17 protein-coding genes are annotated in these 24830 nt (G+C 65.7%); 6 read left to right on the top strand and 11 right to left on the bottom strand.

What is annotated here, in order from left to right; genetic code table 11:
• Positions 1–20 precede the first annotated feature (20 nt).
• Positions 21–2525 (top strand): ATP-dependent helicase HrpB, encoded by a 2505-nt coding sequence (gene hrpB / locus V4558_06485; GenBank protein MES2305133.1) that lies wholly within the window; start codon positions 21–23, stop codon positions 2523–2525.
• A gap of 4 nt (positions 2526–2529) precedes the next feature.
• Here the strand turns inward: hrpB and V4558_06490 are convergent, their stop codons facing one another.
• The 3 genes from V4558_06490 to V4558_06500 all read right to left on the bottom strand — a co-directional run bounded on the left by V4558_06490 (position 2530) and on the right by V4558_06500 (position 6849).
• The gene (locus V4558_06490; protein MES2305134.1) at positions 2530–5166 is read right to left on the bottom strand and encodes a PAS domain S-box protein; all 2637 of its coding nucleotides are present in this window, start codon (positions 5164–5166) and stop codon (positions 2530–2532) included.
• Positions 5167–5289: 123 nt separating this feature from the next.
• Complete coding sequence (locus tag V4558_06495) at positions 5290–5823, bottom strand: outer membrane beta-barrel protein (GenBank protein ID MES2305135.1); 534 nt, start codon at positions 5821–5823, stop codon at positions 5290–5292.
• A 90-nt stretch (positions 5824–5913) separates the two neighbouring features.
• Entirely contained in the window at positions 5914–6849 is a 936-nt protein-coding gene (locus V4558_06500; protein MES2305136.1) for a serine hydrolase, read from the bottom strand.
• A gap of 126 nt (positions 6850–6975) precedes the next feature.
• On the opposite strand from V4558_06500, the gene V4558_06505 reads away from it, so the two are divergent.
• Positions 6976–9315: a DUF5916 domain-containing protein gene (locus V4558_06505; protein MES2305137.1), complete on the top strand. Its 2340-nt coding sequence runs from the start codon at positions 6976–6978 to the stop codon at positions 9313–9315.
• 107 nt (positions 9316–9422) lie between these two features.
• On the opposite strand, the gene V4558_06510 is transcribed toward V4558_06505, so the two are convergent.
• The 7 genes from V4558_06510 to V4558_06540 all read right to left on the bottom strand — a co-directional run bounded on the left by V4558_06510 (position 9423) and on the right by V4558_06540 (position 17591).
• Positions 9423–10160, bottom strand: coding sequence for a gamma-glutamyl-gamma-aminobutyrate hydrolase family protein (locus V4558_06510; GenBank protein ID MES2305138.1), 738 nt, complete (start codon positions 10158–10160; stop codon positions 9423–9425).
• 26 nt (positions 10161–10186) lie between these two features.
• The gene (locus V4558_06515) at positions 10187–11293 is read right to left on the bottom strand and encodes a carboxylate-amine ligase (GenBank protein MES2305139.1); all 1107 of its coding nucleotides are present in this window, start codon (positions 11291–11293) and stop codon (positions 10187–10189) included.
• Entirely contained in the window at positions 11290–12642 is a 1353-nt protein-coding gene (locus V4558_06520; GenBank protein MES2305140.1) for a hypothetical protein, read from the bottom strand. Before V4558_06520 ends, V4558_06515 begins: the two co-directional genes overlap by 4 nt.
• Positions 12639–13607 carry a hypothetical protein gene (locus V4558_06525; GenBank protein ID MES2305141.1) on the bottom strand — a complete coding sequence of 323 codons (969 nt, stop codon included), beginning with the start codon at positions 13605–13607 and terminating at the stop codon, positions 12639–12641. The genes V4558_06520 and V4558_06525 overlap by 4 nt, the downstream gene beginning before the upstream one ends.
• Positions 13608–13614: 7 nt before the next feature.
• Positions 13615–14340 carry an alpha/beta hydrolase-fold protein gene (locus tag V4558_06530; protein MES2305142.1) on the bottom strand — a complete coding sequence of 242 codons (726 nt, stop codon included), beginning with the start codon at positions 14338–14340 and terminating at the stop codon, positions 13615–13617.
• Between the two features lie 233 nt (positions 14341–14573).
• Entirely contained in the window at positions 14574–17210 is a 2637-nt protein-coding gene (locus tag V4558_06535) for an ABC transporter permease (protein MES2305143.1), read from the bottom strand.
• A 45-nt stretch (positions 17211–17255) separates the two neighbouring features.
• Complete coding sequence (locus V4558_06540; protein ID MES2305144.1) at positions 17256–17591, bottom strand: PadR family transcriptional regulator; 336 nt, start codon at positions 17589–17591, stop codon at positions 17256–17258.
• A 207-nt stretch (positions 17592–17798) separates the two neighbouring features.
• On the opposite strand from V4558_06540, the gene V4558_06545 reads away from it, so the two are divergent.
• The 4 genes from V4558_06545 (at position 17799) to V4558_06560 (ending at position 24230) form a co-directional block, all read left to right on the top strand.
• A complete protein-coding gene (locus V4558_06545; protein ID MES2305145.1) occupies positions 17799–18377 on the top strand; it encodes a helix-turn-helix domain-containing protein in 579 nt (192 codons plus the stop codon).
• A 116-nt stretch (positions 18378–18493) separates the two neighbouring features.
• Entirely contained in the window at positions 18494–19888 is a 1395-nt protein-coding gene (locus V4558_06550) for a TolC family protein (protein MES2305146.1), read from the top strand.
• Positions 19888–21042 (top strand): efflux RND transporter periplasmic adaptor subunit, encoded by a 1155-nt coding sequence (locus V4558_06555; protein MES2305147.1) that lies wholly within the window; start codon positions 19888–19890, stop codon positions 21040–21042. The genes V4558_06550 and V4558_06555 overlap by 1 nt, the downstream gene beginning before the upstream one ends.
• Positions 21043–21053: 11 nt before the next feature.
• Positions 21054–24230, top strand: a complete 3177-nt coding sequence (locus V4558_06560; GenBank protein MES2305148.1) for an efflux RND transporter permease subunit — start codon at positions 21054–21056, stop codon at positions 24228–24230.
• Positions 24231–24307: 77 nt separating this feature from the next.
• On the opposite strand, the gene V4558_06565 is transcribed toward V4558_06560, so the two are convergent.
• A complete protein-coding gene (locus tag V4558_06565; GenBank protein ID MES2305149.1) occupies positions 24308–24814 on the bottom strand; it encodes an SgcJ/EcaC family oxidoreductase in 507 nt (168 codons plus the stop codon).
• Positions 24815–24830: the final 16 nt, after the last annotated feature.

Genomic DNA, 24830 nt, shown 5'->3' on the forward strand with positions numbered 1-24830 from the left:
GTCATCTTACTTTCAGGGCGATGTCACTTCCGATCAACGCGGTGCTGCCCGAAATCCTTACCACCCTCGCCGCGTCGACCGCGGCGGTGCTGGTCGCGCCACCTGGTGCCGGCAAGACCACCGGTGTCCCCCTCGCCTTGCTGGATGCGCCGTGGCTCGCAGGGCGCCGGATCCTGGTGCTCGAGCCTCGCCGGCTCGCGGCGCGTGCCGCTGCCATGCGCATGGCCTTCCTGCTCGGCGAACGTGTGGGCGAGACGGTGGGCTACCGCATCCGGCTGGAGCACCGCGTCGGGCCACGCACCCGGGTCGAGGTGGTAACCGAAGGAATCCTCACCCGGCGGCTCCAGGATGATCCGGGGCTCGAGGGGGTCGGTGCCGTGCTCTTCGACGAATTCCACGAACGCTCTCTCGCGGCCGACACCGGGCTCGCGCTCACGCTCGCGAGCCGCGCCCTGCTGCGCGACGATCTTCGCATTCTGGTGATGTCGGCAACGCTCGATGGCGATGCCGTCGCGACGCTGCTCGACCACGCACCGGTGATCCGGAGCGAGGGGCGCGCCTATCCGGTGCAGACGCAACATCGTACGCCTGCGCCCCACGCCCGCATCGAAGGGCACGTGGCGCAGGTGGTACGTGAAGCGCTCGCGACCGAAGCGGGATCGGTGCTCGTCTTTCTCCCTGGTGCCGGCGAGATCCGCCGAGTCGAGGGGATGCTCGCCGACGGCCTGCCGCCGGACGTCTCGCTGCACCCGCTGCACGGGTCGCTCCCGCCGGCGCAGCAGGACGCCGCGATTGCTCCTGCGGCAGCGGGGAAACGCAAGGTGGTGCTCGCGACCAGCATTGCCGAGACGTCGCTCACCATCGAAGGAATTCGTGTCGTGGTCGACAGTGGGTTGATGCGCATTCCGCGCTTCTCGCCGCGCACCGGGATGACTCGGCTCGAAACTATGCGGGTGTCGCGTGCGGCAGCCGATCAGCGCCGCGGTCGAGCCGGCCGACTCGAGTCAGGTAGCTGCTGGCGCTGCTGGAGCGGGGCCGAAGATGCCGGACTGGTGCCGTATACCCGCGCCGAAATTCTCGATGCCGACCTCGCCCCGCTGGCACTCGAACTCGCGGCCGCCGGCTTTGCCGATCCCGCGGATTTGCAGTGGCTCGATCCGCCGCCCGCCGCAGCGTTTGCGCAGGGCCGCGAATTGCTCACGTTGCTCGGCGCGCTCGATGCCGAAGGGCGCCTCACTTCGCACGGCCGCGCGATGGCCACGCTCGGTACGCATCCACGGCTGGCGCACTTGCTGTTGCGTGCACGCGAGCACGGGGCCGCGAGCGGGCGTCGTGCGGCTCAGCTGGCGGCGTTGCTCGAAGAGCGCGATATCCTGCGCGGTGCGGGTGGACCACCCGCATCCGATGTCACGCTGCGACTCGACCTGCTCGAGCGTCAGGGTGGCGCCGCCGCTGTGGGTGCGGCCACGGTTGACCGCCAGGGCTTGAGCAAGGTGCGCGAGCTCGCGGCCGAGTGGTGCCGGCGACTCGACCTGCCGCCGCACGGAAGCGGCCACGATGCCGATGACGCGGGGCTGCTCCTCGCACTGGCCTACCCCGATCGGGTGGCGCAACGACGCGAAACAGGGGGGCGCTTCCTGCTGCGAAATGGCCGCGGCGCGACACTCCCTGCTGGCGATCCGCTGGCGCAGTCCGCATGGCTGGTGGCGGCGCAAGTCGATGATGCGGGGCGCGAAGGGCGCATCCTGCTCGCGGCCGCACTCGACCCGGGCGAATTGATTGCCAGCGCGGGCGAGCAGGTCACGACCACGGACGAAATCCGCTGGGATGATGGCACCCAGGCGGTGCAAAGCCGCCGACGGACCACGCTCGGTGCGCTCGTCTTTGCCGACAAGGCGCTCGCATCACCGGATCCCGAGCTGGTACGTGCCGCGCTGCTTGATGGGATCCGTCGGAGTGGCATCGACGCGCTGCCCTGGCGGGCGGACGCAACTGCTGTGCGTCAGCGCCTCGCCTTCGCCCACGCGCTCGATACTGGCTGGCCCGATGTTTCCGAGCTGGTGCTGCTTGGCTCACTCGACGAGTGGCTGGCGCCGCATCTCGCCGGAATCCGCAAGCTGGACGACCTCGCGCGCGTCGATCTCGGCGCCGCGCTGCTCGACCTGCTGGGATGGGAACAGCGGCGGGTGCTCGACGCGATCGCACCTGTGCGCATCGAGGTGCCCAGTGGCTCCCAGATCGCGGTGGACTACAGCGATCCGTCGGCTCCAGTGCTTGCGGTACGATTGCAGGAGATGTTCGGGCTCTCCACCACACCGACCGTGGGGAATGGTCGGGTGCCATTGATGCTCCACCTGCTCTCGCCTGCGGGGCGGCCGATGCAGGTGACGCGGGATCTCGCGAGCTTCTGGGCCAGCGGATATTTCGATGTGCGGAAGGACCTGCGGGGTCGGTATCCCAAGCACCACTGGCCGGAGAATCCGCTCGAGGCCCCGGCCGTCCGGGGGATCAAGCGTCGCCGCTGAGCCGCTACGCCTCGAGGGCCGCAGTCAGCTCGTCGATGGTGAATGGCTTGGGCAGGAAGGTGGTCTCGCCGTCACTGCCACCGAGCGCCTTCCGCACGGCGTGATCGCCGGTGTAGCCCGACATCAGGATGCTGCGAATGTCGGGGAAGCGCATACTGACTTCCTGCACGAGTTGCCGGCCGGTGCGGCCCGGCATCGCCTGGTCGGTGAGGACGATGTGGATCGATCCGACCGGCGCCGCATCGAGCACCGCAATCGCCTCGTCGGCATTGCCGGCTTCCACCACCTGATATCCCTTCCGCTCCAGCAGGCGACGCGTGGTGCGACGCAACGTCGCCTCGTCGTCGACGATCAGCACGCGGCGCTCCTGGCCGCGCGACACCGCGCGTGTTGTGGCGGGCGTGTCATGGCGTGAGACCGACGGGACCGCGACGGCGGGGAGATAGAGCGTGAACGATGAGCCTTCGTTGGGCGCACTGCGTACCAGCACCGCGCCGTGCATCCGTTCGATGAAGCCGTAGATGATCGCGAGCCCGAGACCGGTCCCCTTTCCCTGCGGCTTGGTCGTGAAGAACGGTTCGAAGAGGTGACGCTGAACTTCCTCGGACATCCCCAGCCCGGTGTCGCGCACCGAGACGGTGACGAAGCGTCCCGGCGAGAGCTGCGGCAGGGCGAGCAGGTCATCCGGGCGCAGGACCACGACATCGGTGCGCACCGTCACGGCGCCGCCATCCGGCATCGCATCCCGCGCGTTCGCAACCAGATTGAGCAGGGCAAGCTCGAATTGGCCCGGATCGCACTCGACCCACGCATTGGGTGCGGTCGCCTGGACCACCAGCTGCTGCTCGGCCGCGACCAGCCGCTGCAACAACGGCCGGACGCGCTCGACCACGGCATCGAGCTCGACCACCACGAGCCGCTCGACCTCCTGGCGCGAGAAGGAGAGCAGCTGGCGCGTCAGTGTCTTGGCCCGGTCGGCGGCGAGAGCAATATCGAGCACGTCGTCGCGGTGCGGGTCATCGGGTCGGAGATCCTGCATCAGCAGTTCGGTCGTGGCGGTAATCGTCGTCAGCAGGTTGTTGAAATCGTGCGCGACACCTCCCGCGAGCTTGCCAACGGCTTCCATTTTCTGCGCCTGCCGGAACTGCTCCTCGAGGATCCGTCGCTCGCTCACATCCGAATGAGTGCCGATCATCCGCAGCGCCTGACCTCGGGGGTCGCGCTCCACCACTTGTCCGCGTGACCGGATCCAGGCGTAGCCACCGTCGGCGCGCAGGATCCTGAATTCGATGTCGTACGGATCCATCTGCGGCACGGTGATGTGGCGCTGCTGTGTGTCGACAACACGCTGGCGATCGTCGGGATGCACCAGTGCAATGAAATCATCCTGGGTAAAGCCCAGATCGGGGGCGTAACCGAGCATGGTGCGGAAGACAGGCGATGTGTAGGAGCGGCCTTCCGGAATGCGATAATCCCAGATGCCATCGCGAGTCACCGTGAGGGCGAGTCGGAGCTGCTCCTCGCTGTCACGCAACGCGGCGCTGAGTCGCTTGCGTTCGGTGATGTCTTCGATGTGCGCCAGCAGATGTGCGGGTGCGCCGGTCCCCGTCCGCACCCCCGAGACGGTGACCTGCATCCAGACGGTGCTGCCATCGCGATGGACGCCGCGGCGTTCGGCCCGCGTGGATTCGGCTTCTCCGCGGGACACGCGCGCCAGATTGATGGCGACCGAATCGTGCTCGTCAGGATGAAGGACATCGCGCCAGGTCAGTGCATGGGCGGCGTCGAGGTCGTATCCCAGCATCGACGCGAGGGCGAGGTTCACCCCGATGACCTGGCCGGCAGGCGACAGCAGGGCCATGCCGTTGCCGGCCTGCTCGAAGGCGGAGCGGAATCGCGCCTCGCTCTCCCGCAACGCGAGATCGGAGTGCGTTCGCACGCGCTCGAGTTCCTCATTGGCCGACACGTCCCGAATCGCCACCAGTGAATAGCCGTGTGGCAACTGATCGATGTGCAGGACCACCGGATGTCTCGACTCATCGGCGAGCGTGAGCAGGCGACGCACGGGCTCGCCTGAGGCCGGGATGCCGACTGGCTCGTCGAGGAACTCCTGGATCCGCTTGGTCTCGATCGACTGGCGGGTATCACCGACCAACGTTGCGAAGGCCTGATTCGCATCGGTGATCCGGCCGTCGGGCGCGTGCAGAATGATCGGGAGTGGCGAGTGCTTGAAGAGAATATCAAACTGCTGATCCGCCGCCGCCTGACGTACCTCAGCCCGCCGCTGCGCGGTGAGATCGCGAATGTCGACGACGAGGGTGCCGGCGACCGGCGTGGCGCGCTGCCAGATCCAGGTCGCGTCGATGGTGCCGAACAGAATCGGGTACTCCATCTCGCGTGCCACGCCGCTGGCGAGGACCTGCCGGAAGCCGTTGATGAACTCTTCAACCCGGGGAATCGGAAAGATCGCCCGGAGCGGCTGGCCGACGATCTGCTCGAGTGACCGATGGAGCAGCTGCGGCACGATCCCGTGGGCCTCGGTCACCTCGAAGTCGTCGAAGGTGCCGTCGCCCCGGTGTCGGGGTACCAGCGAGAAACCGCCGTCAGGCGGGGGGGACTGGTCGGGTCTGGAGTTGGACAAGCCGGAAAGGTACCGGCAAACAGCGAAGGAGGGGAGACTAGAGACTAGAGACTGGAGACTAGAGGGGAACCCTGTCGAGGCGTTCTCTAGTCTCCAGTCTCCAGTCTCACATCTCTTTCGCTGCTAGAAACGAATCCCCAGCGTGATCGGCACAAACATCTGGTTGTTATTCGAGACGAAGACGTTCACGAACTTGCCCTCGACGAAGAGGCTCTTGCCAAGCCGGAAGCCGGCACCGGCCTCGATCGCCATGTTCGAATCGGTCTCCTTCACCAGCGTCCCGTTGAAATTGGTCTTGTTCTCGGTGCGCCAGAGACCGAGCCCGCCGAGGACGTAGAGATTGGTCCCGGCGTCATAGCTCAGGCGGCCCAGGGCGGCGAAGGCGTTGGCGCCGTCACCCTCGATATTGATGCCGAAGTCCTTCTGGCTGAAGTGATGGTACGAGGCGTCGAGCCCGACCCACATCTTGGAACTGGCCGGGCGGTAACCCACCAGGGCGGTGCCGTTGAAGCCGGTCTTGTAGAAGTCACCGGCATTCCCCATCGGGAGTGTCACTCCGCCGCCCAACCCGAGCTCCCAGCTGCCGGACTGCGCCGTCAGTGGGGCGGTGACTGCGACGAGGGCAACGAGTGCGCCCGCGAGAATGGCCTTCCGCATCTGCTATCTCCTTGTAAGTGTGTGGCGGCGCCACCAGGCACCGACAATGGCAGGTGACGAGCCGCAGGCAAGTGAAACACACAGCATACGTTACGGCGTGAAACGCTCAGCCCCGGCTGGTGGGGTCCACGGATGCTTCGGTTCGAAGGTCTTCCAAAGCAAGGCGGAGACCTTCCGAAGCAGGACGTAGCCCTGGTTGGTCGGGGCATAGCTGGTATCGCTCTGGTTCCGGGTGATCACGGCGAAGACATAGTCTCCGGACGGGGCGTTCACGAGCACGACCTCCGAACGTGACCGATCGACGGCGCCCTGTTTGGAGGCCGCCTGGACCCACGGGGGCAATTGGGAGAGTGCCTCACCGTTCCAGTAGATCCGGGTCAGGTGGCGGTACATCTGGGCGCTGGCCGCGGGCGAGACTGCCTTCCCCTCACGAATCTTCACCACGAGTTCGGCCATCTCCCGCGGGGTCGTCTGCCCCCAGCCCATGGCCACCCAGTTGTCGCGCCGACCGGGCGTTCGGGAATTCATCCTGGTGGAGTCGAAGCCGTTGGCCGCGAGCCAGGAGTTGATGACGGTGCCGCCGCCCACGAGTGCCTGCAGCCAGAGCGCCGCCGCGTTGTCGCTGGTCGTGATCATCATCAGCGAGACCTGATTGAGCGGAATCTTCGCACCACTCTGGAGCTTGTCGAAGAGATCGTCCTCACCCTTGTAGCGCAGCGAGTCGGCCCAGGTCAGCACCGAGTCGAAGGTGAGCTGGCCGTGCTCGATGCGATCGAAGGTGGTGGCGAGAATCGGCACCTTGATCATCGATGCGGTAGGAAAGAGTTCATCGGCGCGGATGATGGCACCACGGCCGCTCTTGAGGTGACGCACGTAGATGCCGACATCACCATTGACCTCGCGCGCGAGTGCCGTGAGCGAGGCCTCGAGTCGGCTGTCGCGCCGCACTGCCGGCCACTGACGCTGTGCCGAGAGCGGGGCGACCACGAGAAGGAAGGCGATAGTTACGCGTGTGAGCGGCATCATTGACCCGGAGTTGTCAGAGAATGGATTGAAGGTAATTCACCTCTGCGCTGGTGAATCCGAGTCGAAACCCGGTCACCCCTCGGCGCGTACCGAGACCCGTCCCCCAACCCGAACGCAGGACATCCCGTGATTCTCGCCTCGTTATTGCTCGCCACACTGCTCGGTCCCGATGATCCCGGCATTCACTCCGGTCGAGCGGGCCAGGTGCAGGTTCGACCACCCCGGCTGGCTGGCGCCATTGTGGTCGACGGCAACCTCGATGAGGCGCAGTGGAAGCAGGCCTCGATCCTCACCGGCTTCTCGCAGTACTCGCCCGTGGACGGCGTGGCAGCGGCCGACTCGACTGAAGTCCTGATCTGGTACTCCCCGACGCACCTGCATATCGGGATTCGGGCCTTCGCGCCGAGCGGCACCGTGCGAGCCACGCTGGCACAGCGCGACCAGATCTTCAGCGACGACAACCTGCAGGTGCTGCTCTCGACCTTCAATGATGGCCGCCAGGCGAGCGTCTTCGCGGTGAACCCCTTTGGCATTCAGGGCGACGGGGCGATGAACGAGAGTGGTCGCGGCGCCTCGTGCAGCGGATTCAACTGCGCGACGCAGACACGCGAGGGCACCGACCTCTCGCAGGACTTTGTCTGGGAATCGAAGGGACGACTCACGCCTGATGGCTATGAGGTGGAGCTGCGGATTCCGTTCAAGAGCATCCGCTTCCAGCAGGCGAAGACGCAGACCTGGGGCATCAACGTCGTGCGGGTGGTGCAGCGCTCGGGACAGGAACAGACCTGGACGATGACCAAGCGCGGCGCGTCGTCGTTCCTGTCGCAGTCGGGGAAGCTCGAAGGGCTGAGCGAGCTGAATGCCGGCCGGGCGCTGGACATCATCCCCACGCTGACCTCGCGGGTCGATGGCGGGCCGACCGGGGCGAGTGGCAAGTGGGACTACACCGGCGGAAAGCCGGAGATCGGCGGCAACATCCGCTACGGCATTACCTCGAACCTCACCCTCAATGCCACGGCGAATCCTGACTTCTCGCAGGTCGAAAGCGATGTGGGGCAGTTCTCCTTCGACCCGCGCCAGGCGATCGGCTTTCCCGAGCGACGGCCGTTCTTCCTCGACGGCATCGAGCAGTTCGATGCGCCATCGAACCTGATCTACACCCGCCGGATCGTGCAGCCGGTGTTTGCCACCAAGGTCACCGGCAAGGTGTCGGGGACGCAGGTCGGCGTGCTTGCGGCGGTCGATGACGAAGCTGCATCGCGCAACGGGACGAATCCGCTCTTCGGGATCGTGCGGCTCTCGCGCGACCTCGGCCCCGGCTCCCGGCTCGGCTTCCTCTGGACCGAACAGCACGACGGCGACGACCAGAACCGGGTGCTCGACATCGACGGGCGCGTTGTGCTCAACAAGGTGCACTCGTTCACCTTCTCGGGGGCGATGGCGCGCAACGAGCGTCTCGGTGTCGTGAAGACGGCGCCGCTCTGGAGCGCGGGGTATCGCTTCAACGGGCGTGCCTTCCGGTCGAGCTGGCAGATGAGTGGCATCGACGAAGATTTCCGTACCAGCTCGGGGTTCATCTCGCGCCCGGGCATCGCGCACGGCAACATCTCCAACAGCTACTCGATTCTCCGCCCGGCGAAGACCCTCGAATCGCTCACCGGTGAAGTGGTCCTCGACGGCACCTGGCGCTACCAGGACCTGATCGACGGCGGGCCGATCCAGGATCGCAAGATGCATTTCAACTTCAACGCCCGCTTCAAGGGCGGCTGGGGTCTCGGTGCATCGCTGCTCGATGAGAATTTCGGCTACGATCCGAGCATCTACGGCAGCTACCGGATCAAGCAGAACGACGGCAGCTACACCGCCTTCCCCGAGCAGCCGCGGCTGCCGAATCGCGACTATCTGGTATCAGGCAACACGCCGCAGTCCAAGTATTTCCAGATGAACGGCTTCATTCTCTGGGGGAAGGACGAGAATTTCTTCGAGTGGCAGTCGGGGAACATCATCTTCATCACCGGCGGCGCCACGATCCGTCCCAGCGACCAGTTGCGGATCAACCTGTCGTACAACCACCAGACGGTGAACCGGATCAGCGACGGATCGCGCGTCTCGCTGCAGATCGTGCCGCGTGCACGCGTCGAGTACCAGCTGTCACGCGCCTTCCAGGTGCGACTGGTGTCGCAGTATGTGCTCGAGACGCGTGACTCGTTGCGCGATGAAGGGCGGACCAACCTGCCGATCTACTACGCCGGCAGCGATGGCTCACTCTCGCGCGCGGCGGCGTTCCGGGACGGCAACCTGCGCACCGACCTGCTCTTCTCCTACTTCCCGAATCCTGGCACCGTGGTCTACCTCGGCTACGGTGGTGGCTACCACGAACCAGGCGAGCGCGGGCGGCTCAAGTTCGATCGGGTGAACGATGGATTTTTCATGAAGCTGAGCTACTTGTTCCGAATGCGGGGATAGACAGAAGAGACTAGAGACTAGAGACTAGAGAAAACACGAAGGCCGACATCCTCCTGCGATGCCGGCCTTCATTTCACCTCTAGTCTCTGATCTCTAGTCTCTAGTCTCTATGCAAGTCTGCTCGCCCCGCCCGCCGCATCGACAAACGCATCGAAGAGGCGGCCCACCGAGCGATCACCGGTGGCGAACATTTCGGGGTGCCACTGCACGCCCACGGCGAAGCCATCCTGGACTTCGGCGGCTTCGATGAGTCCATCGGGCGCAACGGCGGTAGTTACGAGACCATAGCCGAGCTGCTTGATGCCCTGATGATGCATCGAGTTCACCGGGACGGGGCCGCCACCCATTGCGTCGCCGAGGCGGGAGTCGGCGCGCACCTCGACCACGTGGGCGAGGTGGTCGCGCTCATAGCCGGCGTTGGGGAAGTAGTCGTGCTTGAGCGAATCCGGGCGTTCCTCGGCGAGATCCTGCCAGAGCGAACCACCGAGAGCGACGTTGAGCACCTGGAGTCCGCGGCAGAGGCCGAGGAAGGGCTTGGCGTCCTTCACGGCCCAACGCGCCATCACGATTTCGGCGGTGTCGCGGGCGGGGTCGAGCCGGCCGAGCTTGTCGTGTCGAGCCGACTTGTAATAGGAGGGGTCGATGTCGACCCCACCCGGGACCAGGACCCCGTCGAGCCGCTCGTAGATCTCGCGCAGGGTCGCAGGGTCTTCGGCCAGCAGCGGGACCAGCACCGGCACGCCGCCCGAGGCCATCACGGCGTGGACATAGCGCTGGTTCATGACCCACGACACCGGGAGCTCGCTGGGGATCCCCTCGATCGCGTGCAGTGTCTGGGTTGTCACCCCGATCAGGGGCCTCTTCCGTACCATTAGCGAACACCCTCCGCCGTTTCCGCGACCAGTCGATCGACCACTGCGCGAAGATCGCCGGTTTCCCGGTAGGTCGCCAGTTGCCGGTCGGCCGAGGTCCCTTCCGAGAGAATCCGGTAGGCGTACTCGATCTCCTTGCGGGAGCCGAGTTCGTCGACCACATCACCGATGAACCACTCGATCAGCTCCTTGATCAGCTCGCGGGCGGGCAGCTGTTTCTCGCGCCCGAAATCGATGAGCTGCCCCTCGAGGCCGTAGCGCGTTGCGCGCCACTTGTTCTCCTCGATGAGGGCGGGGAGATACTGACGAAACGACATATTGTCACGCCGCAGCTTCCAGAGCTTCGCAATGATGGCCTGGAAGATCGCCCCGATGCAGACGGCCTCGTCGACCCTGGTGCATACATCGCAGATGCGGAACTCGAGCGTCGGAAAGAGGTGGTGCGGCCGGACATCCCACCAGAGCTTCGAGGCGTTGGGGATCGAGCCAGTGGCGACCATCACGTCGACGGTCTGCTGGTAGTCAGCCCACGAAGCGAGCGTCCGCGGAATGCCGGTGCGCGGGAACGAACGGAAGACCACGCTGCGATACGACTTGAGTCCGGTGTTGCGCCCCATCCAGAACGGCGATGACGTGCTGAGCGAGAGCACGTGCGGCAGGAAGTAGCGGCAGGCATTCATCGCATCGATGCGGAACTCCGGGTCCTCGATGCCGATGTGCACGTGGGTGCCGAAGATCAGCAGCGACTGCGCCAGCTCCTGCAGGTCTTCCTTCACGCCGATGTAGCGCTCGAGCGGCGTGATCTCCTGATCGATCCAGGAGGAGAACGGATGCGTGCCGGCGGCGGCGATCACCAGCCCGTTGCGGGCCGCGAGATCCATCACCATGCCGCGCAGGCGCACCAGCTCCGACCGGACCTCGGCCGGCGTGTGACAGATCTGGGTGCCGACCTCGACCATCGACTGATGCAGCTCCGGCTTGATCTCGCCGAGCAGCACCGAGTCTTCCTGGAGGATCTCGGTGATGTAGCTGCGGAGTTCCCGGGTCTCGGGATCGATGATCTGGTACTCCTCCTCGATCCCGATGGTGAGTGACGGTGCTTTCATCTGGGCTCCACAACGAAAGTCGGGACGGTCGAGCCGCCGCCGGCAGTGACATTCACAAGGGTCGAGGTCGAGATTCGCGAGAGCAGGCCATCCATCCACGCGCCGTGATAGCAGAACGGCGCGGTGTCGACGATCCGGTCATCGAACTGCAAGCGGCCGTCGATCATCGCGGGAAAGGGCTCGCTGGGCAATGCGATCTTGCGCTGCACAATGGACGGCGCCGTCAGGCCGCGGGTGACTGCCGCGCGCCAGGCGTCGTCGCCGACTTCCCAGCCGAGGACGATGCCGGCGCCGCCGTAATCGTCGTTGGGCTTGAAGACCAGCTCGGCGCGATGATCGAGAATCCACGGGAGCAGGTCGACCGTGACGCCGTCGACCGCGGTCTCGCGCTCCTCGATTACCCGGGTCCAGGGAACGTGCTTCACGATCGCCGCACGCTGCGACGGCGTGAAGTACCTGGCATTCCGCTCATCGGAGAGGACTGCGAGTGAGGCCTTCTTGTGCAGCGGCTTGCAGGAGAAGGGATTCACGAGACAGGTCGCGCCATCGACCACGGCGCGCACCAGCGGATGCTGCAGCCCGCCGTGCTCGACCAGTTCGTGGATCAGCACGCGCTTGTAGATCAGGTCGATGGCGGTGCCGTGCTCATCGAGCAGCTTGCCGCCCTCGTAGCGGAGGGCATCCGGCGTGGTGATCACGCAGGTGACGCCCATCGCCTGGAAATACTCCTGGCAGAGGAGAAACTCGCTGGTGGTCGGCACATCGTCCCAGTCGACAATCGCGATGGTGGGAAGCGTGCGAATGCCACGGAAGCGATGCCAGGTCTCGAGCAGCACGTTGAGAATGTTCGGCCGGTTCGGCAGCGGACGGACCACCCAGTGTTCGGCAAAGGGGCGCATCGCGGGAAGCGCCTGGAAGATGTCGGTGAGCGCATCGCCGTAGCCGCCACCGGCAGGCGTCTCGCCGTTGTATTCGGTGATCCTCGCGACGCCGTCGGTGGGGTCGATGAAGGCATCGATCCGGGAGAGCGGGGCCAGCACATCGAGGCGCGGGGCCGAGGCGAGCAGCGACTCTTCCCAGTCGGTGAGACGGAACTGGGCTCGGAGCGTGGGGTCGGCCAGCGCCGCCGCGCCGATCGCGCGGAAGGCACCGAGCAGTTCGGCCGACATCGCGCGCAGGGCATCGTACTCCGCGGCCCGCACGAAGCGCGGACGGAGCACGGTGCAGAGGGTGCGCTCGCCGAAGGCCAGCCCGCGGGCGCGCTGACGCCGATCGAGCCAATCGGCCGATTCCTGCGCCAGCGCCTCATCGAGACCGTCGTGCCAGGCCGCGACCGGATCCAGGGTCACGTGCTGCGCTTCCCGGTGCTCTGCATCAGGCTTGGCGCATTGGGTGCGGGTGCTTCGCGGCCCTTGAGGGCGAGCCCGATGGTGAAGTCGGCCATCGTCCGGATCGCCCAGTCGAAGTACGTCGCGGTCAGCGAGTTGATATCGAAATCGGGGGCGGGATTCATGAAGTCGATGGCGTAGGGAACGCCATCGCGAATGGCCCACTCCACCGAGTTCATGTCATAGCCGAGCGCGCGCACCAGCGTGCGGGACTGGGCAATGATCTTCTCGCGCAGTGCCGGGGCGAGGAAGGTATCGGTCACGTGATACTTCCGTTCCTTCGGGTCGTACTTGATCGGGAGAATGTGTTCCTGTCCGATGCAGACGCAGCGGACGAACTCTTCCCACTCGATGAACTCCTGCACGATCATCGTGAGCAGCCCCGACCGATCGTAGTGGTAGAGCAGTTCCTCGATGGTGTGACAGACATACACGTCGCGCCAGCCGCCGCCGTGCGCGTCCTTGAGCACGCAGGGGAGGCCGACGTGCTCGATGACCGCCTGCCAGTCGAGCGGGTACTTGAGGTTGCGCAGCGACTCATCGTGCTTGATCCCGGGGACGTAGTCCTTGTTGGGCAGCACGATGGTCTTGGGGGAGCGAATCCCGTTGGCCTCGGCGAGCGTCGCACCGAAAAACTTGTCGTCGGCGGTCCACATCAGCGGCGAGTTCACCACCTTCACCCCGCGTACCACGGCGTGCTTGAGCCAGGTGCGGTAGAAGGGCACTTCGTGGGAGATGCGATCGATGACCACGTCCCAGGGAATGTGGTCGTCGAGCCCGGTGGCACCGAGTGAGACGTGCTCGGCGATCACGCCGGCATTGCGGCGATTGACTTCTTCGATGAAGGCGGGCGGCCACGACCACTCGCGACCGACGAGAATGCCGATACGCTTCGGGGCGCCTGCTGCAGCGTTGCTGTTGCTCATTGGGACCTCAGTCATGTCCAGCGGTGTAAAGCCGTACCATATCTTCCCAGTACGGCCAGTCGTGGGCCCAGCCCTTCCAGATCCGCAGCGCGTTGCCGATGCCCCGCTGCCATAGCAGGGCGGAGAACTCGCGGTTGCTCGGACAGAGCGGATCGTCCTCACCAATGGCGAGGATGATATCCATGCGCCGGAACGCCTCGAGCCGTGCGGGATCGTGCTCGTTCCGCATGAAATCCATCGGGTTATGCCGGTAGGTCAACTCGTCTGACCAGCCGTATGTAAGACGCTTGACGTCGATCATCGAGCTCATGGCGAGCACGCGCCCGACTTCCTCGGGGTGCCGCAGGGCGAAGTTGAGTGCGTGGTAGCCACCAAACGACGCACCCGCAGTGATCAGGAAGGGGTTGTCGTTCTGCTGCTTCATGAAGGGCAGCACTTCGCGATGGAGGTACTGGTCGTACCGGTCCTGCCACACTGCCCGTTGGGGCATCGGCGCGTGGTCGTCGTACCACCCCTGATCTGCAGCACTGGTGACGCAGTACAGCTGCAGCAAGCCCTGGCGGATCGACTCCCCGACCATCTCGGGCATTCGCCGGTCTTCCCACTCGGTACAGCTCCCCATCGAAGTCGGGAAAACCATCATCCGCGCCCCGGCGTGGCCAATGACCACGATCTCCATCGGGCGACCGAGGAGACTTGGGCTTTCCCAGGTGTGTTGCGAGCGTTGCCACATCGAGGGACGTCCGGAGGAGGCGGGAGGAGGTACTCGTGAAGCTACTGATTCAAGGGAGAAGGGAGAAGGGAGAAGGGAGAAGCGCTGCCGAAGCTGTCATCCTGAGCGAAGCAGCCCAAAGGGCTGCGAAGTCGAGGGAGCCGGAGTTCCGCCCCCTCGCTTCGCTCAGGGTGACAGGCTGGTTCCCCTCTCGCTTCTCCCTTCTCCCTTCTCCTTTCTCCTTGCTCGTGCGCTCAATCGCTCCGGATGATCTCCGCCGGGTTGACCCGGAAGGTGCGGCGAGCGGGGACGAGGGTTGCGGCAGCGCTGGCGAGGGCGAGGACGAGTGGCACGACGGCAAAGGTGGCCGGGTCGTGGACTTCGACGCCGTAGAGCTGCGACGCGATCACCCGGGTCAGGAGCCAGGCGCCGGCCAGGCCCGCGGCGATACCGATCGCAGTGACCCACGCCATCTCGCGCATCAGGAGCCCCAGCAGATCGTAGCCGGTGGCGCCGAGTGCCGCACGGATGCCGAGTTCACGCATCCGTTGCGAGACACCGTAGCTCACCACGGCATAGACGCCGAGTGCGGCGAGGATCAGCGCGAGGCCGGCAAAGGCGGTGATCAGGAGGGTGCCGGTGCGGCGGGTCGCCTTGGAGCGACCGACCACCTCATCCATCATCCGCAGATCGTAGGTGGCTTGTGCCGGGTCGACGGCGCGCACCGCTGCGGTGAGTTGCGCCAGCAGCTGGGCGGGCTCGAGGCTGCCGCGCGCGATGAGCGCGAGGTTGCTGGGCGTGGTTTCGGTGACCGGCCGGTACATCTGCGGCCGCGGCGAGTCTTCGAGGCCTGACTCACGCACGTCCGCGACGATACCGACCACCGTCACTGGCACCGAGTCGCCCGGCATGTGAAAGGTGCGACCGATCGGATCGACTCCGCGCCAGAACTCGCTGGCCATCGCGTTGTTGATGATGGCCACGCGCGGTGCCAGCGAATCGTCGAGGGCAGTGAAGTCGCGACCCCGCAACATCGGAATGCCGAGCGTCGCGAAATAGCCGTTCGACACCTGCAGCCAGCGCGCGAAGAGCATCTCCTTCCCCTTCGCGGGGACGACACCATCAATCACGACACTCAGCGAGATCCCGCCGTTGTCACGGAGCGGGAGATCATTGACCACGGCGGCGTGCGAAACGCCCGGCGTGGCGCCGAGGTTCTGGAGCATCTGCTCGATTCGGCCGAGTCGATCGGCCCGCCCGCCCTCGCTTCGTGCGAAGGAGAGTTGCACGGTGGCGACTTGCTCCGCGTGCATGCCGGTGTTGATCTGCATGACCGCTCCGAAACTGCGGAGCATCAAACCGGCACCCACCAGCAGAATCAACGTCAGCGCGATTTCAGCACCGACGAGCACGCGACGAAGCCGCCCCGCGGCGGCGGCCGTCGCATTGCGGCTCCCGGCCTTGATGATTTCTCCCGGAGCGCGGCGGGTCGAGCCGAAGGCCGGCCAGATGCCGAAGGCGATCCCGGTGGTGAGACCGAGGATCGTGGCGAATGCGAGCACGCGGAGATCAAGGCGTGCCGGCGCGAGCCCGGCCAGTTGAGTGGGAGTAATCGAGCCGATCAACTCGAGCGCCAGCGGCGCGACGCCGATCCCGAGCAGGGCACCGCCGAGCGCGAGCAGCACGCTCTCGGTGAGCAACTGGCGCACGACGCGCCCGCGTGACGCACCAAGGACCTCGCGTACGGCCATCTCTCGGCCGCGCGCTGCCGATTGTGATAGCAGCAGGTTGGTGACATTGGCGCACGCAATCAGCAGCAGCAGCCCGGTGGCGCCGAGGAGCATAAGCAACGCATTACGGCGATCGCCGACCAGTTCGCGCTGCAAGGGAAGGACCGCACCAGTCGACTTCACCTCCTTGACCACGTCTTCAGCGATGCTGCGGCGGCCCGATGTCGAGGCACCGAAGGCAGCCTGTTCCCAGCGTGTCGTCAGGCGGGCGGACGCATCTTGCATGGCGATCGCTGGCATGACCCGCGCGATGATGGCGGATGGCAAGTAGCCGCGGAACGGCTCATACGTGGAACTCGTGGTGGGAACCGTGAGCGGAATCCAGAGATCGCTCTCCGAAGGGAAGGAGAACCCTTCAGGCATCACCCCGACCACGGTGTAGGGCTTCCCATTCAACTGAATGGTTTTCCCTTCCATTCGCGCGGCGCCGTACTGCTGTTGCCAGATTCGCCACGACAGCATGACTGCGGATTGTCCGTCGGGGGCGCCCTCGGCCGGGTTGAAGGCACGGCCGCGAACTGGTGTGACGCCGAGTGTGCTGAAGAGATTCGCGGTCACGACGCCGACCTTTACGCGGACGGGCCGCTCGGGGTCGGAGAGATTGAGCCCGCCGGACGCGAATGCCGCGACGTCGGAAAAGAGGTCGCGCATCGCGCGCACGTCGTCGATGTAGACCAGATGCTTGTCGGCGGGGAAGCGCACGTCGCGCATGTCCGAGCCGATCTGCACGTTGGGAAGGACCGCGAGTCGTGCCGGCTGGTGGAACGGCAGCGGACGCAACATCGCCGCATCGACCGCGCTGAACATCGCGGTGGTGGCACCAATGCCGAGCGCGAGCACGCCAACCACACTGAGGGCGAACCCTGGCCGCTGCCGGAGACGGCGTGAGGCGTAGCGCAGATCCTGTCGGATTTCGTCGATGCTGCCGAATCCCCACATCGCTCGACTCGCTTCCTGGAGGGTGATGTTGTGACCGAACTGGCGATGGGCGGCGGCTAACGCCTCATCTGGCGGCACGCCGTCGCGGCGCAATTGCTCGGCGCGCAGCTCCTGATGGAATCGCATTTCTTCGGCGAGTTCATCGGCGGTACGATCGCGCAAGAGAAAGAGACGGACGCGCCGCCACCACTCGCCGATGATCATGGGTCAGGCCGGAAGGAGGATGCGCCCGATCGCGTGAGCGACCCGGCGGTAGGAGGTGACTTCCTGTTCGAGTCGGCGCTCGCCATCGGCGGTGAGTCGGTAGTAGCGCGCCCGACGATTCTCCGCGGTGCGGCCCCACTCGCCCACGAGCCATCCCTTGATCAGCATCCGCTGCAGGGCGGGGTAGAGCGAGCCCTCTTCGACCTGGAGGACGTCGGCCGAGTGGCGCTGGATCGATTCGGCGATCTCGAATCCGTGTGCCTCGCCACGCTGGGCCAAGGTCTGGAGGATCAGCATGTCGAGGGTGCCGGGGGGGATGGGGTCGCGGGAAGGAGTCATTACATAGAGAGACTATGTTAGCCGAGACGAGGAGTCAAGCGGGACGAAAGAATCATGGGTGATGGGTGATGGGTCATGGGAACGATAGGCGGCGGGGCCAGACGCGACAGGCTCCATCCCCCAATGCCATGACCCCATCACCCATGGCCCGAAGTCGTTGTAAGTACCTACTTGCTTCCTCCGTGTTTCTACGCTAAGGTTTCCTTCATGTCTACTCGAAGCTCCCTGCTCGATGTCACCGCCCGCATCTATTCGGAGTTCGGCTGGCGGGGGACCACCACCCGCCGGATCGCGGAAGCGGCCGGTGTGAACGAAGTCACGATCTTCCGGCAGTTCGGCTCCAAGGAGGCACTGCTCCTGGAGTCGATCCAGTCGGCCTCCCGCGAGGAGAGCACCAACCACCTGCCCGAGGTGCCGCAGGCGTTACGTCGCGAACTGGTCGCGTGGGCGCTGGCGCATCACACGGAAATCAGTTCCAAACGCCAGATCATCCGGAACTGCCTGGCCGAGTGGGAAGAGCATCCGGAGCTCGCCCCGGTGGTGTGTGAGGGCGGGATGAAGGCCTTTGCCGATACCACCCGCTACCTCGCCGCAGCACGCGCTGGTGGACTCCTCGGAGCCGAAGGTTCACTCGAGGCCGCAACAGTGATGCTGATGAATGCCGTTTTCATGGATGCAATGACGCGCGACGTGGGACCCTTGTCGCCACCCCATACCGTACCCGAGGTCGTGGAAATGTTCGTGGATCTTGTCCTGCGCGCCCTGGGCGCAGTGGAGGGGGCGTGAGGTTGAGATTGGCCGCTCTCGTGATGATGGCCTCGTTCACCAGCCTTCGCGCGCAGCAGGTGCCCGTCGTTGGGGCGCAGCATGCTGCGCCCCTACCTGCGCCCCTACCGCTCTCGTTGAGCGACGCCCTGAATCGCGCCGACTCCGCGAGCGAATCGGTGGGCATTGCGCGCGCCAACGTCGCCAAGGCCGAATCCGATCGCCTGCGGGCGCGATCGGGTTTGCTGCCGCAGCTGAACGGCTCCGCGACCTACAGCCGGACGATCAAGAGCCAGTTCGCCGGTTTCGCCAGCAGCTCGAGCGACACCTTCCCGGCGCCGGTCAACTGCGGGCACTTCACACCGAACCCGACGCTGCCGCTGGGCGAACGGCTCGATTCGCTGGAGCGCGGACTCGACTGTTCCGCGAACGGCGGCGGGGGGGTCGACTTTTCGAATCTGCCGTTCGGCCGGGCCAACACGTACAACTTCGGCCTCTCGGCGTCGCAGTCGCTCTTCAACTCGACATTGCGCGGCCAATTCGCCGCGACGGCATCGGCGCGTGAAGCAGCCGAAGTGGCGCTGGTCGCCGAACGCACCAAGTCGGTGCTCGATGTCGCGAAGGCCTATTTCGATGCCCAGCTCGCGCAGCGACTGCTCGACATTGCCGACTCGACGCTCGCGCAGGCCGAGCGGGCGTTCAACCAGACGCGCCTGGAAAAGAATGTCGGCAACGCCGCCGAGTTCGACCTGCTGCGCGCCACGGTATCGCGTGACAACCAGCGGCCGATCGTGATTCAGCGACGCGCGGCCCGCGACCGCACGCTGCTGAAGTTGCGCCAGTTGCTCGACCTTCCTGCGGGAAGTGCGCTCACGCTCACGACACCACTCGGCGACACCACCCGGACAGCACTGCCATCGTCGGTAGCGGGCGGCGCGAGCGACACCAGCACGGCAGCACGGGCTCCGGTGCGCCAGGCCGCCGCCGCTCTTGCGGCGAGCGAGGCGCTGGTTCGCGCCGCCAACGGATCGAAGCTGCCATCGCTCTCGCTCTCGAGCACGTACGCCAAGATCGCGTTCCCGGCTCGTGTCTTCGGGCTCGACAAGTTCGTGACCGACTGGAGTGTGGTGCTGCGGATGGACGTGCCGTTCTACACCGGCGGCCGGCTCCGCGCCGACAAGATGGGCGCCTTGGCATCGCGCGATGCCTCGGAGTTGCGGCTGCAGCAGGCGCGCGAAGATGCCGCGCGCGAAGCGGCCGACATGCAGAGCGATCTGTCCGCAGCCGAAGCGACGTGGGAAGCAAGCAGTGGGACGGCGGAACTCGCCGTGCGGGCCTACGGCATTGCCGATGTCCGCTATCGCAACGGCCTCTCCACGCTCACCGAACTCGGCGACAGCCGGATCCAGCTCGAGCAGGCCCAGGCCAACCGGGCGCAGGCGGCTCGTGACCTGCAGGTTGCCCGCGTGCGCGCCGCGCTGTTGCGCGATCTCCCCTTCGGGACCGGGATTGCCGGCTCGGGAGGCAATTGATGATGACCACCTCGACCCTTACTCCGACGGGCAGCGACCGAGCCATGACGATGAATCGTCCGACCATTCGTGCGGCGCTGCGCGCTGCCCCCGTGCTCCTCCTGCTTGCTGCATGCGGCGGCAAGGCAAAGAGCGGCGCTCCGGCCGAAGTGCTGCCGGTGCAGGTCTCTTCCGACAACGTGACCGTGGTGGACAGCAGCCGCCTTGAAAGCGGCCCCGCACTCTCGGGTTCACTCGAGGCTGAACGTGCCGCGCAGCTGCGGGCACAGATCGGTGGCGCAGTGCTCGCGCTCTATGTCGATCAGGGCGCCGCGGTCCACGCGGGCCAGGCACTCGCGCTCATCGACACATCAGCAATTGCCGAATCGGCACGGTCGGCACGCTCGGCGCTGCGGAGTGCGCAGGCATCGGCCGACGTGGCGAAGCGTAATGCCGAGCGTTCCGACGCACTGCATCAGGCCGGTGCCATCGCCGATCGCGATCTTGAGGCCGCGAAGAGCAGCGCGGTGGCGGCGGATGCCAACCTCGCCGATGCCCGCAGCCGGCTCGCGTCGGCCGAGAAGATGCTCGCGAACGCCACGGTACGCGCGCCGTTCAGCGGTGTGGTGAGCGAGCGGCCAGCGAGCGTGGGTGATGTGCTGCAGCCGGGGAGCCCGGTGCTCACCGTGGTCGACCCGTCACTGCTGAAGCTCGAGGCATCGGTGCCGGCCGAAGATATCGCCGCGCTCAAGGCTGGTTCGAAGGTCGAGTTCACGATCCAGGGAAGCGCCGACAAGACCTTCACCGGCAAGATTTCGCGAATCAATCCGGCGGTCGATCCGGCCACTCGGCAGGTGCGCGTCTATGTGAGCGTCTCGAACGCCGACCACGCACTGGTCTCGGGGCTCTTCGCCGAGGGACGTGTGGCGCTGAAGTCGCTCCACGGACTGGCGATTCCGTTCACGGCGATCGATCAGGCGGCGACAACACCATCGGTCAAGCGCGTGCGCGGCGGCAAGGTCGAGTCGGTGCCGGTGACCCTCGGCCTGCGGGACGAGCTCGCCGAACAGGTGCAGGTGTTGAGTGGATTGTCGAAGGGTGACACGCTGCTGATTGGTGGCGTGCTCGGAACGCCTGCGGGGGTGATGCTGCGCATCACGCGCCGCGACCGCTGAGGAACTGACCCATGTGGATTTCGGATTTTGCGATCCGCCGCCCGATCATCACCATTACGGTGATGCTGGCGGTGGTGGCGTTCGGGCTCGCTGCCCTGATGAACCTGAAGGTCGACGAGTTCCCCGACCTCGATCAGCCGGTCGTGATGGTGCAGATCGCCTATCCGGGCGCATCGCCAGACGCGGTCGAGCGTGAAGTCGTCGAGCCGATCGAAGAAGCGATCTTCGGCCTCTCCGGAGTCGAGCGACGGCTGACCACGTCGAACGCCGTTGACGGCTTCGCGCAGTTCACGGTGACCTTCGCCTACACCAAGCCGGTGGCCGAGGCATCGCAGGATGTGCGCGATGCAATCGCGACGATTCGTGGCGACCTGCCGCAGGAAATCGAAGAGCCGATCATCACGCGCTTCGACTGGGGCGCCCAGCCGATCATGGCGCTCACGGTGAGCTCCACGACGCTCGATACCCGGACGCTGACGACGATCACCGACCCGAGCCTGGTGAGTTCACTCCGCTCCATTCCTGGTGTTGCGCAGGCCGCCGTGGTGGGTGGCAGCTACCCGGAACTCACCGTGCAGCTCCGCCCTGAGGCAATGCAGGCGGCTGGAGTCGGCGTCGATGAGATCGTGCGCGCAGTCGGGAGCCAGAATCTTGCCGCGCCGGTGGGCCGGGTGAACTCCGGACTCGAGGAGCACGCGATCCGGCTCAAGGGCCGGCTCGAAGGGGCGACCGAATTCCGGAAGCTGGTGGTGGCAGAGCGTGGCGGCACCATCGTACGCCTCGCCGATGTGGCCGATGTGACCGAGGGCGTCGAGGAGTCGCGCACTGGCGCCGCGTTCAACGGCAAGCGCGCAGTTGGCATCAACATCCTCAAGGCCAAGGGCTACTCGACCAACGAAGTGGTGTTCAAGCTGCGTGACGAGATCAAGCGTCTGCAGGCGACATTGCCGGCCAACACCAAGCTCGAGATCGTCCAGGACGCCGGTGTCCGGGTCACCGGCTCGGTCAACAACGTGAAGGAGACGCTGGTCGAGGGAGCACTGCTCACCGTGCTGGTGGTCTTCCTCTTCCTCAACTCGTGGCGCTCGACCGTCATCACCGGCCTCGCACTACCGGTCTCGGTGCTCGCGGGCTTCATCGGCGTCTGGGTCTTCGGCTTCACGTTGAACTCGATGTCGCTGCTCGGCCTCTCGCTCGCGATCGGTATCCTGATCGATGACGCCATCGTGGTGCGAGAGAACATCGTGCGCCATATCAAGATGGGAAAGAGTCACTACGACGCATCACGCGAGGGGACCGCCGAGATCGGGCTCGCGGTGGCGGCGACCACGTTCTCCATTGTGGCGGTGTTCGTGCCGATCGCGTTCGTATCGGGGCAGTCGGGGCAGTGGCTGGCGCCGTTCGCGCTCAGCATCACCGGCGCCGTGATCGCCTCTCTCTTCGTCTCGTTCTCGCTCGACCCGATGCTCTCGGCCTACTGGACCGATCCGCATCTCGAAGAGCACCAGAAGAGCTTCGTCACCCGGGCACTCGACAAGTTCGATGTCTGGTTCCACAAGATGACCGATCGGTACGGCAAGATCATCGCCTGGGCGCTCGATCACCGCTGGTCGATGGTGGGGCTCGCCCTCCTGAGTTTTGTCGGGGCGATTGCGCTGCAAACGGTCGCCGGCGGAGCCGGCTTCGTGCCGCTCTCCGACCGCGCGGAGCTCGAAGTCATTGTCGAGGCGCCGGCAAGCGCGAACCTCGCTTACACGATGGAGCGTACCGAGGCGGTGGCCGCGATTGCGCGGAAGCATCCCGAAGTGCTCTATACCTATGTCACCGCGGGCACGCCGCTGCCGTTGCGGACGCCGGGGGTGGACCAGGCGCACATCTACATGAAGCTCTCGCCCGCCAAGGAGCGGAAGATTTCGGCGGCGGCGATGGGCGTGAAGTTGCGCGAGGAGTTCAAGCAAATCGGCGGCGTGAACGTGTCGGTGTTCAGCGGCGGCTTCGGCGGGGCGTTCAAGGAGTTGCAGCTCCAGCTGCGCGGACCCGACGCCACTGTACTGGCGCAGCTCGGCGAGCAGGCGCTTGCCGCGACGCGCACCGTTCCTGGGGCCGTGGACGTGAGCCTCTCGGCGCGTGGTCCGCGTGAGGAACTCACCGTCGATATCGATCGCGGACTCGCCGGCTCGCTCGGACTCACGGTCGGTCAGGTGGGTCAGGCAATGCGCGTGGCGTTTGCCGGCATCGATGCCGGCGACTGGGTCGATCGCACTGGCAAGACGCGCGACGTGCGCATCCGGCTCGCGCCCGATGCGCGGCGCAGTCCCTCCGATCTCGAGCGGTTGCCACTCACCGTGATTGGCACCGATGGTCGCCAGCGCACGGTGCCGCTCGGCCAGGTCGCGCGGATCACGCTGGAGCGCGCGCCGGCCCAGATCGACCACCTCGACCGCAGCAGGGTGATCACCCTCGAAGCCAACACAGACGGGCGGCCGCTCGACGAAGTCACCAAGGCGATGAAGGCGAAGCTCGCCGGGATCACCTTTCCGCCCGGCTACCAGGTCACCGAGGGCGGCTGGAACCAGCAGCAGAACGACACTTTCTCGAGCATCTTCACGGCGCTCGGCATCGCCGTGCTGCTGATGTACCTGATCCTTGTGGTGCAGTTCGGATCCTTCCTCGATCCGATCGCGATCCTGATCTCGCTGCCGCTTTCGCTCATCGGCGTGGTGATCGCGCTGATCGTGACGGGTGACACGCTGAACATCATGTCGCTGATGGGCGTGATGCTGCTGATGGGGATCGTGGCGAAGAACTCGATCCTGCTGATCGACTTCGCCAAGTGGTCGCGCGAGGAGCGGGGCACCCCGCTGCGTGAAGCACTGATCGAGGCAGGCCGGATCCGCTTGCGGCCAATCCTGATGACGACCTTCGCGCTGATCGCCGGCATGTTGCCCGTGGCGATCGGCGGTGGTGAAGGTGCCGACTTCTACGCGCCGGTGGGTCGCGCCGTCATTGGCGGCGTGATCACCTCAACGGTGCTCACCCTGCTGGTGATCCCGACCTTCTATGAAATCGTGGACGGGATGCGGAATCGTTTCGCGACGTTCGCGAGTCGCTGGGTCGGCAACACCGAATCGTGGCGCTCCAAGACGGCCGAGCATCCGGCGGTCGATCCGGCGCCCTCATCGCACTAGCCTCGCACTGGTCTCTCGTACAACGACGCCCCGCGGCCTTTCGGTCGCGGGGCGTCGTTGCGTCGAGCAGCAAGGTGCTACTTGCCGACTTTCGCCGTATCAGAGGCCATCGGTGGGGCCGGAGCGTCAGGTGCGTTGGCGGAGAGCGAGTTGGCAATGAGCCACTTGCCGCCGCTCTTGATCACCGTGCTCGACCAGGCGCCCTTGTCGGGACTGCCGGCAGGGCCACCCGGTGCACTCCAGGTACCACCAGCCGTCGCGGCATTGGCGTTGATCCAGGTGATGAAGCCGGTGTTGATGGTGAGCGTCTGGCCCGCCGGGCTCATCGCGAACTGATCGGCGGCGGCCTTCTGGAAGGCCGCGCGCCCCTGGATGTCGGCGCCGGTCGCGTCGATGGTGTGGTAGTCATCGGCGACGAGGGCCGCGACACCGGCGGCATCGTGCTTGTTCCAGAGATCTGCGTATGCGGCGCCCAGCGCCTTGATCGCAGTTTCATCGGCTGCCGAGCCTACCGCGGCTGGTGCAGGAGAACACGCCGCCACGACGGCAAAGGCGATGGAGGCGAGGAGAGATCGGGTCGTCATGGGGGTGCTCCAGCGG

The sequence above is a fragment of the Gemmatimonadota bacterium genome (assembly GCA_040388535.1).
Classification (GTDB): domain Bacteria; phylum Gemmatimonadota; class Gemmatimonadetes; order Gemmatimonadales; family GWC2-71-9; genus Palsa-1233.